Here is a 12,715-nt window from a genome sequence, read left to right on the forward strand (position 1 = left end):
TCAATGTCGTGGCAGCGTGAGAGTCACGTCCAGGCCACCACCAGACCAATTGGCTATTTCGAGGTCGCCACCATGGCTCTGGGCAATGTTGCGGGCAATGCCCAGGCCCAGACCATGCCCTTTCCTGTGCTCCTGACCAAGGCGGTAGTAGGGCTCGAAAATCCGGCCGAGCTCTACCTCGGGAATACCCGGCCCGTGATCCCGGACGTGAATGATCAACTGTTCGGGAGAGTCTTCCACACAGATGGTCGCCGACTCTCCGTATTTGACCGCATTATCCACCAGGTTGCCCAGGCAGCGCTTGAGTGCCAGGGGCTTGCCACGGTATGGGGCACAGCGTCCATCCACTACAACACGAGGGCTGTCACCGGTATACGCTTCCGCCATTCGACGTAACATACCATCGATATCAACGAGCTCGACATTCTCGTGAATGTCCGTGTCCTTCATGCTCTGCAGGGCACCTTTTACCAATAACTCCAGCTCCTGCAGATCACTCTCGAGCCGTTCGCGGATATTGTCATCATCAATCAGATCGACACGCAGGCGCAGCCTAGTAATAGGCGTTTTAAGGTCGTGAGAGATGGCCCGGAACAACTGGTCCCTGTCACTGATATAACTTTGCAGCCGCCTGCGCATGGTGTTGAAGCCGCGGGTAACCGCGACAATCTCGGCACTGCCCTGTTCCCGCAGTGGCGGCTGGTACTCGTCCAGTGGCAGGTCCCGCGCTGCCCTGGCGAGTTTATGCAGTGGTCGTGTCTGGCGACGCACCAACCACGCCAGCACAGGGAAAAGCACACCAATCATCACCAGGATAAAAACAATCTGCTGGCCGGGTATGCTTTCGTCATCCAGTGACACGTAGGGCGCTGGTAACAACGAAGCCAGATAAAGCCACTCGCCCTCGGCCACTTCCACCTGGGTCACGAGAACGGGCGGCTTGATAGGCTCCAGGGTCAGGGCATAATGGGCCCAGGATCGGGGAAGCGCGTCCAGCGGCAGCTGGGTATTGAGGATTCGCAGGTCATCGGGGTGAACGAATTCAACATGCAGGTTGCTCGCTTTGCCCAGGCGGCTTCTGAGCACCGCCTTCACTTCCTCTGTGACCAGTTGCTTGCGCTCACTATCCGGCAGTGCGCGCATCTCGATGCGCTTGTCGTTGAGGGAGACAAAAAATCGTGACCCGCCCATGTCCCTGAGCTGATCCAACACAATATGCCGGTATTCCAGCGGCAGGGATTTGAAAAACTGCGTGGTCGCGGCGGCTGAAGCAGCGAGATTCCGGGTAGTATTAACCAGCCCTTCAACCTGCTGGGCACGAAAGGTCCCGACCCAGATCACACTGGATACCACCTGAGCGACGCCCATCGCCAACAGCGTTAGCAGCAGGATACGACCGAGAAGCGACGAAGGGACAAGACGCCAGACCTTGCGCCCGGTATCAATCGCACCTGACTCATTCCGCGACATGGGTCACCGTTGCCGCCAGCAGATACCCTGCACCACGCACGGTCTTGATCAGCCTGGGGTTACGCCCCTGATCCCCAAGGCGCTGGCGCAGGCGGCTGACCGCCACATCCACAACCCGATCCAGCGGCATGGACTCCCTTCCACGGGTAACCCCCGATATGGTGTCGCGGTCCAGCACTTCGTTGGGGTGAGCGAGAAAAAGCTGCAGCAGGGCAAAATCGGCACCGGACAGAGGCGTAGCCTTGCCCTGCTCGGAGATAAGTTCGTGGGCCAGGGTATCCAGCCGCCAGCGATCAAAGCGGACAAACCTGGGATTGTCTGCCCGGGTGAAACTCGATCGCCGCAACAGTGCCTTTACCCTGGCCTGCAGCTCTCGCGCACTGAACGGTTTGGCCAGATAATCGTCAGCGCCGATTTCCAGGCCCACAACCCGGTCGGTTTCATCGGAGCTTGCTGTCAGCATGATAATGGGAACCTGGGAGTGCTCGCGGATTTCACGGCAAAGCGTGAAGCCATCGTCCCCCGGCATCATGACATCAAGAACAATCAGGTCCACTGGGGACTCCGCCAGCCGTTGACGCATGCTATCCCCCTCCGCAGCCGTCGCCACGTCGTAACCAACCCGGGAAAGGTGTTCATGCAGCAACTCACGAATGGCCAGGTCGTCGTCCACGACAAGAATTGATGATTTTGCATCAGACATTTGAAGGCCTTTATTGTTATTCATGGGTGCAAGCATATGTCTAAAAGTCGTGAGGCAAAAGCCCCACGTCAGTGCTAGGCTGAGTTCAGCCTCATTAACGGAATGGATGCATCGGTCACCATGGATCTTCGGCCTTTGGCACTGGGTGTACTCGGTATAACGACGGCTTCTGTCTGTCACGCGCAGCCCGCGGTGCTCAATCTCTATACCTTTGATTCGCCACCTTACCAGGCATCTGTCCTGGCTGGTGCCGGCATTGCAGAGGTTATTGGTGAAACTGTCGACACTGTGAACTGCGCGGCCAGCCAGGCGGGCTGGTCAACACGCATACGGGTCATACCGCAGAACAGGGCCGAACACTCATTACGCCGGAACCTGATCGACGGTTACTTTGCCATTGACCCCTCCACGGAACTTGATGCCACCGCGCAACGAAGCAGGCCCGTGACTCTTGAGAAATGGTATTTTTTCACATCTGGATCAGGGGCGGTGCCCGAATCCGCGCGAATCGGTGTTGTCGACGGCAGCAGCGAGGAAGCCTGGCTTGAGGCGAACGATTACAGTGTTTTCATGAGCGTGTCATCGCCGAGCCAACTCCCCGCTCTGCTGGAGCGGGGACGGATCGATGCAGCCCTCATGGACCAGCGAGCCATGGGCAACCTGCATGATAAAGATAGATCCACCATCGGCAATCTGAACGCACACTTTCTTCGCTACGCTCCCCTCTATCTGTATCTGAGCGAGAATTTCACTGCCAACAACCCCGACTTCCTGCCCAGCTTCAACCAGTTTCTGCCGTCCTGTATGGAAGGCCAGATCACACTCTCTGTTGATGAAGAGGCGCGCATCAGAAAGCTGGCCGCGCGATTATTCAGCGAAATCAACAGCATGATCAACCTGCAACAGGCCATCGACGCCGGTCCGCGTGTAGAAAGTCTGACGGCGGTGCTGAACTTCGACACCAAATGGCAGGCTCTTGCCCCAAGGCACGCTACGGAACTTGCCAAAGCCATTCTTGAATTGCCTGGATCACGGGCTCTGCACGCCTGGAGGCTGACCCACAAGGAAATTGTCACCGAGGCTCTGCTGGCCAATAACCTGGGGACAGTGGCCGCCATGAGCCAGCTTACGTCTGATTTCTGGCAGGGCGACGAACCCAAGTTTATCCGCGTTATGGACAACCTCAAGGCCGGTTTGACCGGGCACGATGCAATGTACGTGTCAGACATCCGTTACGATGCCTCAACCTCCCGCTTCCAGGTAACCGTGAGCGCACCGGTTGGGCCGGTCAACCACAGTCTTCCCCAGGGGATCATCGTGTTGGGGCTGGACATAGAAAATGTGCTGGTGACCGACAAAACAGACTGACCTTACGGGGGCCCGATTTCACAGGCCAACACCAGTGCCCAGAACTCCGAAAAGTCATTGACCACCACATCCGGTTTGTCCGGATGCTTGTGCGTGCCGGGGAAAATCCGGTTCAGCCAGGGCAGGTCCCACTGTGCACCGTTAAAAAACACGGCTGTCATGCCAGCGCGTTTGGCAGCAATCACATCCGTGGTGCTGTCACCCACATACCAGACACTTGGGTCCGGAGGGTAATCCAGTTTTTGCACAGCGAGGTAAAGCTGGTCGGGATGGGGTTTCCTCAAGGGAGTGTCATCACCGCACACATCCACATCAAACAGGTGTGTCCAGCCGGTATCTTCCACTGCGGCCAATTCATGCTCGAAGAACTCCCGATCGCGGTTGGTAATCACCCCCACCTGAATGCCAATACGCCGCAGGCCCTCAAGCACCGCCCGCACCTTGGGTTCGAAAGCTTTCACCGTACCGTAATGTTCACGGTAGTGACGGTTGAATACTTTATGAGCCACCTGTTTGGCATCCTGGTCCTCACCGAACAGCACTTCAAAAATATCCGTGCGTGAGATCTTGCGGTCCGCCCGCACCTTGGGATGCAACCTGGCGAACTCACGCACATAAGCCACCAGGCGGGCGTCCTCGGGGGTTTTGCTGTCTTCCGGCGCCAGCATGCGATCAATCAGGCCCAGCTCCTCGAACTCAGGGAACATGTCGTCCACTGCGTGGTACATGGCATCCAGAGTGTCCACCAGGGTAGCGTGCCAGTCGAACAGCACCACCGAGGGACGAATCAGGCTGACAACCGCCGGGTGCCAGTCAGGTTCAACCCGTGGCTGCGGTGGTTCCGGGCGGGGGTACGGTCGTGGCCGGACTTCGGCAGGGGTTGCCTGAAAAGCCTCAGGCTCCCGCCTCTCCAGCAGTGCCAGCAGATTGATCAGGTCCTCAAAGCTGTCGAGAATGGCTGACGGGGCATCGCGATGGCTGAACCAGCTGTCAATCCTTCCGGATTCCCAACAGGCACCGTTGTAGAACACTCCGGAGACACCAGCACGGTTGGCGGTGAGCATGTCCACGTAACTGTCACCCACATACCAGGCACGTTCATCCGCGGGTAAATTCAGCTTCTCCAGGGCACGAATGATTACCTCGGGGTCGGGTTTATATTCGGTCACATCATCAGCACAGACCGTGGCGTCAAACAGGTTCTGCCACCGCCCCTCATCCACCATTTGCAGTTCCTTGTCCAGAAACTCCCGGTTGCGGTTGGTGGACACCGCCAGACGAATACCCATCGCTTTCAGGGCCGTCAGATACTCGTAAGCGCCCTGCTGGAAGGGCTTCACCTTTCCAAAATATTTTCTGTAGCAATTGTTGTAGGCGTCGTGGGCGATCAGTTTGGCCTCTTTGTCGTCACCAAAGATGGCATTGAATATTTCGGTGCGGGAGACGCGACGCTCCGCCAGAATGCGCGGATGCAGGCGCCGGAATATGCGGATGTAACGCACCAGACGGGCATCATCAGACGTGCGGCACTTATCTTCGGGTAACAACCGGTCCACCAGCCCCAGATCTTCCAGTTGCGGCAGCATCTCTTCCATGGCGCTGAACATGGCATCGTGGGTATCCACCAGGGTGCCATGCCAGTCAAACATCAGCACCGACGGTGCGGGCAATCCATCGCTGAATCTGGTCATGAACTTTCCTCCGAAACCGAATCAGGTACCTGCTTGGTTCAGTTAAAACCATTTCCAGCCTGACTACAAAAAGCGCGTCTCACTTCCCCATTATCGCAGTCACTTGCATTACTTGTTATAGCGACACGAATCCCTCCTGCGCCTTCCTGGCCCCGCCCAGAGCCCTTCGCACCAAACACGGGCGCATCTGTGTTTCGCTACTTTCCGCCTTTCTTCCACTCATCAAAATTTAAACCCTAATAAAAACAGTCATTTTGGAGGCCTGTTCCGGTTTCTGGCACAGCAGGTGCAGCACTCAAGGCAAGGGTCATGACCTGTTAGTACAAGTCAATCACATGGGAAGCGAATACGATGAGAGAACCAAGAACCCTTGCAACCTTAACACTCTGTGGATCGATGGCCCTGTTTGCCACCGCTGTCTCTGCAGAAACCATCCGCGTCGGCATCGGCCACCAGAGCATGGTAACCAATACCGTATCTGGCGGCATTGTGCTGGAAAAGCTGGACTTGCTGGAAAAGCACCTGCCTACCAGTGGCAAATACGAAGGCGTGGATTACGAAATAGTGTACCGGGACTACGACTCCGGACCACCCATCACCAACCAGATGCTGGCTGGCAAGCTGGAATTCGGAGTCATGGGTGACTATCCCCTGATTGTGAACGGCGCCAAGTTCCAGGAAACCGGCAAGCAGGAAACCCGCTTTATCGGGGTCACCGGCTACAACCTTCGCGGTACCGGTAACGGCATCGTCGTACCCATCGACTCCGATGCCCAGAGTCTCGCCGACCTCGCAGGAAAAACCCTGTCTGTACCGGTGGGCAGCGCCGCCTGGGGCATGACCCTTAAGGCATTGAGCGAAGCCGGCCTGAGCGACAAGGTGCAGATTGTTAACCAGAGCCCATCGGTGGGGGCGGCAAACATCCAGGCCGGACGCATCGATGCCCACGCCGATTTCTGCCCCTGGTCAGAAATCATGGAGTTCCGGGGCACGGCTCGCAAAATCTACGACGGTAGCGAAGCCGGCATTCCCACGTTTCACGGCATCGTGGTGCGGGAGAGCTACGCCAAGCAGTATCCGGAAATCGTTGAAGGCGTTCTGAAAGCCACGCTGGAAGCCCAGAAATGGATCCAGGAAAACCCCATGGAGGCCGCGATTAAAGTCTCCGAGTGGACCGGTGTAGAGAAAGAGGTGCTTTACCTCTACTTCAGTGAAGGTGGGATCACCACCGCCGAGGCCAGCATCAAGGACGTATGGGTCGATGCCATGAAGTATGACCTTGATCTGCTGAAACGGGAAGTGGGCGTGCCTGACCTGGATTTCGAACGCTGGGTAGATGATACATATCTACGCACTGCCTATCAGGCCATGGATATGGACTACGACGCACTGGTGAACACAGTGGTCACTACCGAACCCAACAATCCTGCCCTGAAACCTGCTGAAATCTGGTTCGAAGACAAAGGCATTGTCACCTACGACAGCGTTGCCGACATGCTCGCTGCCATGGAAGAGCCGGGAAGCGCCATCAATGCTACCTACGTCTACGACAACCTCACCGGCCTGAAGCTGTTCGGTAAAGCGGCCTACCTGGTGCGCGGTGACGACGGCGAAGTGGTGGCCTTCCTCAAGAAGGCAGACTCCGAGAAACACATTGCCAATCACGGCGGTACCCCGGTCACCCCGGAAAGCACTGTGGCGATGGCTTACTGAGTCCTTGCGGTGCAGATGCCAGATGTCTGCACCGCAACGACCTGAGGAGTGAGAAAGATGGATAGCAAAAGCAATGTAGCCATGCGGACAACCGAACCCCTGGTCGAGGCTGAAACTGATCCGGCCATGGCACAGGCCGCTCGGGAAGAGACGGGGGCCGGCGTGCCAGCCGGGGAGAAAAAAGCAGATAATGACTCCCGCCCGCCCGCCGGTGTGTGGTTTAAAACCACCGGGACCCGCTACCTGGTACGTATCATGGCCCTGGTTGTCGCGGTTGTGCTCTGGGAACTGGCATCCACCAACGGTTTCCATTTCTACATCAACTTCGACAACATCCCGGCACCGTCTGTAGTCGGCGCGGCTCTGGTAACGGAACTGACCGGCAAGGAATTTTACCTGCACATTCTCCATAGCCTGGAGCGCGTCGCCATCGCCTACGTGATCGCCGTGGTTGTAGGAGTGGTGCTGGGTGTCGCCATGGGACGTTCCCGCTGGGCGGAAGACATCATCCTGCCCTATATCGAACTGCTGCGCCCCATTCCAGCGGTCGCATGGATTCCTCTGGCGATTCTGATGCTACCCACCGAGCAGTCCAGCATTATTTTCATTACCTTCCTGGGCGCACTGTTTCCAGTGATTCTCAACACTGTCCACGGTGTTGAACAGACCAACAGCGTGCTGGTTCGCGCCGCCCGAAGCCTGGGTGCCAGCCGCACTGCCATTCTCTGGCACGTTGTGCTGCCCGGCGCCATGCCCTCGATCGTGGCTGGGCTGGCCATAGGCATGGGCGTGGCATGGTTCTCGCTTCTGGCGGGGGAAATTATCAGCGGCCAGTACGGCATCGGGTACTACACCTGGAACTCCTACACCCTCATTCAATACCCGCAAATCATTATCGGCATGCTCACCATCGGTGGTCTCGGCACATTGTGCACCCTGCTGGTTCGCAAGGGCTGCAACCCTCTGCTGAAGTGGCAAGCCAAAGGAGGCCGCTCATGAGTGACGTCATTGTAAATGACAATCGTCTTGCTGTGCTGGATCACAGCCGGTTACGGGCGAATTCCGGTAAGCCGGGCGCGGAACGTGGCCGGATATCGGTCAGGGATGTGGATATCGTTTTCGATACTGCCAGCGGCCCCCACGTAGCGGTTCAGAATGCCAGCCTCACGGTTCGCCCGGGCGAGTTTGTCTGCCTGCTGGGCCCCTCCGGGTGCGGCAAATCCACGCTGATGAACAGCATTGCCGGTTTCGTACCACCCACGCGCGGCGACGTCACAGTAGACGGCGAAGCAGTGACCGAACCCGCCCCCGATCGCGGCATGGTATTCCAGCAACACTCCCTGTTTCCCTGGAAAACCGTCAAGGAAAACGTGGCCTTCGGTCCTTTGATGGCCGGTGTAGGCCAGAACGAGGCGAACGGTGTTGCCCGTACATTTCTCTCCCTGGTGGGCCTGGCCGCATTTGAGAACACCTACCCCAACACCCTGTCCGGAGGGATGCAGCAACGGGTGGGCATAGCCCGGGCATTGGCGAACTATCCCAGTGTGTTGCTGATGGACGAACCCTTCGGGGCCCTCGATGCGCAGACCCGCATCATGATGCAGGAGAACCTGCTGGATATCTGGCGGGAGTTCCGCAACACCGTGGTGTTTGTCACCCACGACATCGACGAAGCCGTGTTCCTGTCGGACCGGATTGTAGTGATGAGTGCCAGCCCCGGCCGGATCATTGCCGACATTGATGTGAACCTGTCTCGCCCACGGGAACAGTCCCTGCTTACCAGCCCCGAATTCATGGCCCTGAAACGCCAGTGTCTGGATCTGATTCGCAAGGAAACCCTCAATGCATTTCAACAGCAGAACAAGGCGGGGTAACCATGAACGGTCTGCTCGCAACGTCACCTGAACTCGCCATGACCTGTCATAACAAGCAGAGGGATGCACGATGACCAATGCCACCCAAATGATGGCAGGGAAATCACCTCTGCCTCTATATGTCCAGATCCGTGACAGCCTGCGGCGTCAGATTCTCGATGGCACTTACCAGGTCCATGAGCGTCTGCCGTCAGAAAACGAAATGATGAGTGTTTTCGGTGTCAGCCGGATCACCATCCGCCAGGCACTGCGGGACCTTCACAACGAGGGCCTGGTATTCAGCGCCCAGGGCAAGGGCACCTTCGTAAGCAAGCCCAAGGCGGTACAGAACGTCCAGCGCCTGGAGGGCTTTGGAGAAGCCATGGCCGCCCAGGGCTATGAAGCCTCGGCCCGGGTGCTCAGCATCCAGCAACTGAAGGCGCCCAAAGCCGTTGCTGCTTCACTGGACCTGCAGTCCGGTGACGAGGTGATCGAAGTCAAACGGGTGAGATATCTGAACCGCTCGCCGGTGTGCATCGAGAACAGTTACTTCCCCATGGACATAGGACGTCGGATGTTCGGCCTCGACCTGTCCGGTGACATCTTCCCCATGCTGGAAAACCTGTTTGGCATCCCACTCGGCGGTGCCGACATCAGCCTCGACTCCATCCTTGCGGATGACGAAGCCCAACGATACCTGAACCTCAAAGCCGGTGAAGCCATTCTCCGGGTTGAACGCCTGACCCATAACCGGGACGGCCGTCCCATCGATTTCGAGTATCTCTGCTACCGCGGTGATTCATTCAAATACCAGTTCCGGATTGACCGGAAATAGGAGCGCACCATGAAAATCAATGACATTCCTGTGATCGAAACCGATGTTCTGGTGATTGGCGGAGGCACTGCCGGCCCGATGGCCGCGGTCACCGCCAAGGAGCAGGACCCCAGCCTCAATGTCATGCTGCTGGAGAAAGCCAACGTCAAGCGTTCCGGCGCCATTTCCATGGGCATGGACGGCCTGAACAACGCCGTTGTGCCCGGCCATGCCACGCCGGAACAGTACGTGAAGGAAATCACCATTGCCAATGACGGCATCGTGCACCAGCCCGCGTTGATGGCCTACGCCACCCGTTCATTCCCGATGATCGAGAAGCTGGATTCCTGGGGTGTTCACTTCCAGAAAGACGAGACCGGCGACTACGACATGAAGAAGGTCCACCACCTGGGCACCTACGTGCTGCCCATGCCGGAGGGCCACAACGTCAAGAAGATTCTGTACCGCCGGCTGCGCCGCAACCGGGTGCAGATTGAAAACCGCTTCACCGCCACCCGACTGCTTAAGGATCCGGACGGCCGGATTGCCGGCATGATCGGCGTTAACACCCGCACCGCGGAACCCATCATCATCCGTGCCAAAGCGGTGATCATGGCCACCGGTGCCGCAGGGCGACTGGGCCTGCCCACATCGGGCTATCTGTTCGGCACCTACGAGAACCCCGCCAACAACGGCGACGGCCATGCTATGGCCTACCACGCGGGGGCAGACCTTGCGAACCTGGAATGCTTCCAGGTGAACCCACTGTTGAAGGATTACAACGGTCCGGCGTGCGCCTACGTCACCGGGCCGCTGGGTGGCTTCACCTCCAATGCCTTTGGCGAACGGTTTATCGAGTGCGACTACTGGTCGGGACAGATGATGCTGGAATTTTTCAAGGAGCTGGAATCCGGCACCGGCCCGGTGTTCCTCAAACTGGACCATCTGGCAGAGGAAACCATCGAGGAAATCGAGACGGTACTGCACACCAACGAGCGCCCCTCCCGCGGCCGTTTCCACGAAGGCCGGAAGGTGAACTACCGCGAGCGCATGGTGGAAATGCACATCTCTGAAGTGGGCTTCTGCTCGGGGCACTCCGCCTCCGGCGTATGGACCGATGAAACCGGCGCCACCACGGTACCCGGCCTCTACTGCGCCGGCGATATGGCTAGCGTGGCTCACAACTACATGTTGGGCGCCTTCGTGTACGGCCAGATCTGCGGCGAAAGCGCGGTCGAATTCGTGAAATCACGCAGTGAGCCCAAGCTGGACGAGGACTTCATCAAGACCGAGCTGGAGCGCATCCAGGCGCCGATGAAAGTCACCGACGGCATCCCGCCGGAGCAGATGGAATACAAGGTGCGCCGCCTGGTGAACGACTACCTGCAGCCACCCAAGGTGACCAGGAAGATGGAAATCGGGCTGGAGCGGATTCTGGCCGTACGTGAAGACGTGCCCCAGCTCTGCGCCCGTGACCCCCACGAACTGCTGAGGGCCATGGAAGTGCAGTCCATCATCGACTGCGCCGAAATGGCGGCGCGCGCTTCCCTTTACCGCACCGAATCCCGCTGGGGGCTTTACCACTACCGCGTGGACTTCCCGGAACAGGACGACAGCGAGTGGTTCTACCACAGCCGCCTGTTCAAGGATGAAAACGGCCAGATGGCCAGCGGCAAGCGCCCCATTGCGGATTACCTGGTCTCTCTGGGTGAAGAGAAAGACGCCTACCGGAAGATGCGTGTGCAGAAAGCAGCCAACGCCTGACACCGACAGACAGGGGCCCGGGTGGGCTCCTGTACTAACGAATTCTGTGACGAGAGAGGAACACCAACATGCCTATCGCCAATCACCACTCAAGCGTTCCCGTCATTGTAGACGAGGACAAATGCATCGCCGACAAGGGCTGCACCGTGTGCATAGACGTGTGCCCACTGGATGTGCTGTGGATCAACGAGGAAACCGGCAAGGCCCACATGAAGTACGACGAATGCTGGTACTGCATGCCCTGTGAGGCGGACTGCCCCACTGACGCCGTTACCGTCAACATTCCCTACCTGCTGCGCTGAGGTAAGCCATGAAAACCTACGACGATCCCGAACTGCAGGCCATTGCCGTAAAACTCACCTCCGACGATCCCGGCATCCGCCGGGTGGCGGTCATGGACCTGGTGGACTCCGGCGAACCGGAAGCCGTGGAACTGGTCATCCATGCCCTGAACGACCCGGACACCAACGTACGCCAGGAAGCCGCCAAGGTCGTGGATGAGTTTGAAGCCGCTGACATGGCAGACGCGCTGATAGCCGCGCTCAGCGACGGCGATGAGGTGGTACGCAACAGCGCCGCCCACGCCCTGGCAGACCTGAAAGACCCGGCCGCTGGCGAGCCCCTGCTGGAAGCCCTGGAAAACAGCACCGATGGTTTTGTGGTGTCCGGAATCCTGCGGGCCCTGAAGCCACTGCGCCTAGCCGGCGCCCAGCGTCCGGCCCTCAAGCGCCTGGGTGACAGCGATCCCCGGGTTCGCCGCGAGGCGGTGGCAGTGATTGGCTGGCTGAAACAGCCTGAGAACCTGCCTGCATTGGTGGAAACCGCCCAACACGACGCTGACCCGGAAGTGCGCCGGGCTGCCACTGGAGCCCTGGTTTATGCAACTCCGCACCAGGTGGGGCAGGCACTGATCAGCCTGTTGAAAGACCCAAACTGGCAGGTGCGCTGCGAAGCCGCCAACAGCATCGGCAAACTGGATCATCAGGCGGCCGCACCCGCCCTGATGGAATCCACCACCGATGAGCTTTGGCAGGTGCGTGAAAAAGCGGTGGATGCCCTGGGCAAGCTGGGGATTATCGAAGCCATACCGGTGCTGGGCAAGTGCTCGAAGGACGCCATGAGCAACCTGCGCAAGGCCGCCATCGGCGCACTCGGCGCCATCGCCCACAACGACGGCAGGCCCTATGTGGTGACCGCCCTGGACGACCCGGATCCAGACGTGCGCAAGCTGGCTCGCTGGGCCATCTCGAAACTGGACGCTGCGGCCTGACCAATGGGCCGGCCCGTCGCATAACGGGCTGGCCATTACCCGCCGAGCCAATGCAAGTTGCAAGGAGAC

The 12,715-nt window shown here is 58.5% G+C and carries 11 protein-coding genes; 8 read left to right on the plus strand and 3 right to left on the minus strand.

What is annotated here, in order from left to right; all coding sequences use genetic code 11:
* The gene (locus QPM17_RS09840) at positions 1-1,470 is read right to left on the minus strand and encodes an ATP-binding protein (RefSeq protein ID WP_285390503.1); all 1,470 of its coding nucleotides are present in this window, start codon (positions 1,468-1,470) and stop codon (positions 1-3) included.
* Entirely contained in the window at positions 1,457-2,173 is a 717-nt protein-coding gene (locus tag QPM17_RS09845; protein WP_285390504.1) for a response regulator, read from the minus strand. The genes QPM17_RS09840 and QPM17_RS09845 overlap by 14 nt, the downstream gene beginning before the upstream one ends.
* Positions 2,174-2,293: 120 nt before the next feature.
* Here QPM17_RS09845 and QPM17_RS09850 point away from each other — a divergent pair, with 120 nt between their 5' ends.
* Positions 2,294-3,541: a substrate-binding periplasmic protein gene (locus tag QPM17_RS09850; RefSeq protein WP_285390506.1), complete on the plus strand. Its 1,248-nt coding sequence runs from the start codon at positions 2,294-2,296 to the stop codon at positions 3,539-3,541.
* Between the two features lie 2 nt (positions 3,542-3,543).
* On the opposite strand, the gene QPM17_RS09855 is transcribed toward QPM17_RS09850, so the two are convergent.
* Positions 3,544-5,232: an HAD family hydrolase gene (locus QPM17_RS09855; protein WP_285390508.1), complete on the minus strand. Its 1,689-nt coding sequence runs from the start codon at positions 5,230-5,232 to the stop codon at positions 3,544-3,546.
* A gap of 351 nt (positions 5,233-5,583) precedes the next feature.
* Between QPM17_RS09855 and QPM17_RS09860 the strand changes: the two genes are divergently transcribed.
* From QPM17_RS09860 to QPM17_RS09890, 7 genes are all read left to right on the plus strand, one after another.
* Entirely contained in the window at positions 5,584-6,945 is a 1,362-nt protein-coding gene (locus QPM17_RS09860) for an ABC transporter substrate-binding protein (RefSeq protein ID WP_285390509.1), read from the plus strand.
* 255 nt (positions 6,946-7,200) lie between these two features.
* Positions 7,201-7,944 (plus strand): ABC transporter permease, encoded by a 744-nt coding sequence (locus QPM17_RS09865; RefSeq protein ID WP_285390757.1) that lies wholly within the window; start codon positions 7,201-7,203, stop codon positions 7,942-7,944.
* On the plus strand, positions 7,941-8,819 hold the full coding sequence (locus QPM17_RS09870) for an ABC transporter ATP-binding protein (RefSeq protein ID WP_285390511.1): 879 nt from the start codon (positions 7,941-7,943) through the stop codon (positions 8,817-8,819). Before QPM17_RS09865 ends, QPM17_RS09870 begins: the two co-directional genes overlap by 4 nt.
* A 70-nt stretch (positions 8,820-8,889) precedes the next feature.
* Complete coding sequence (locus QPM17_RS09875) at positions 8,890-9,633, plus strand: GntR family transcriptional regulator (protein WP_285390512.1); 744 nt, start codon at positions 8,890-8,892, stop codon at positions 9,631-9,633.
* A 9-nt stretch (positions 9,634-9,642) separates the two neighbouring features.
* On the plus strand, positions 9,643-11,376 hold the full coding sequence (locus QPM17_RS09880) for a fumarate reductase/succinate dehydrogenase flavoprotein subunit (protein WP_285390513.1): 1,734 nt from the start codon (positions 9,643-9,645) through the stop codon (positions 11,374-11,376).
* Between the two features lie 68 nt (positions 11,377-11,444).
* Positions 11,445-11,678 carry a 4Fe-4S dicluster domain-containing protein gene (locus QPM17_RS09885; protein ID WP_023012262.1) on the plus strand — a complete coding sequence of 78 codons (234 nt, stop codon included), beginning with the start codon at positions 11,445-11,447 and terminating at the stop codon, positions 11,676-11,678.
* 8 nt (positions 11,679-11,686) lie between these two features.
* Positions 11,687-12,646, plus strand: a complete 960-nt coding sequence (locus QPM17_RS09890) for a HEAT repeat domain-containing protein (protein WP_285390514.1) — start codon at positions 11,687-11,689, stop codon at positions 12,644-12,646.
* Positions 12,647-12,715 lie beyond the last annotated feature (69 nt).

Source organism: Marinobacter azerbaijanicus, from assembly GCF_030250645.1.
Lineage (GTDB): Bacteria > Pseudomonadota > Gammaproteobacteria > Pseudomonadales > Oleiphilaceae > Marinobacter > Marinobacter azerbaijanicus.

Coding starts and splice junctions, on each gene's coding strand:
- QPM17_RS09855 (WP_285390508.1), bottom strand. CDS start 5,232: ATGACCAGATTCAGCGATGGATTGCCCGCACCGTCGGTGCTGATGTTT.
- QPM17_RS09870 (WP_285390511.1), top strand. CDS start 7,941: ATGAGTGACGTCATTGTAAATGACAATCGTCTTGCTGTGCTGGATCAC.
- QPM17_RS09880 (WP_285390513.1), top strand. CDS start 9,643: ATGAAAATCAATGACATTCCTGTGATCGAAACCGATGTTCTGGTGATT.
- QPM17_RS09840 (WP_285390503.1), bottom strand. CDS start 1,470: ATGTCGCGGAATGAGTCAGGTGCGATTGATACCGGGCGCAAGGTCTGG.
- QPM17_RS09860 (WP_285390509.1), top strand. CDS start 5,584: ATGAGAGAACCAAGAACCCTTGCAACCTTAACACTCTGTGGATCGATG.
- QPM17_RS09890 (WP_285390514.1), top strand. CDS start 11,687: ATGAAAACCTACGACGATCCCGAACTGCAGGCCATTGCCGTAAAACTC.
- QPM17_RS09845 (WP_285390504.1), bottom strand. CDS start 2,173: ATGTCTGATGCAAAATCATCAATTCTTGTCGTGGACGACGACCTGGCC.
- QPM17_RS09885 (WP_023012262.1), top strand. CDS start 11,445: ATGCCTATCGCCAATCACCACTCAAGCGTTCCCGTCATTGTAGACGAG.
- QPM17_RS09850 (WP_285390506.1), top strand. CDS start 2,294: ATGGATCTTCGGCCTTTGGCACTGGGTGTACTCGGTATAACGACGGCT.
- QPM17_RS09865 (WP_285390757.1), top strand. CDS start 7,201: ATGGCCCTGGTTGTCGCGGTTGTGCTCTGGGAACTGGCATCCACCAAC.
- QPM17_RS09875 (WP_285390512.1), top strand. CDS start 8,890: ATGACCAATGCCACCCAAATGATGGCAGGGAAATCACCTCTGCCTCTA.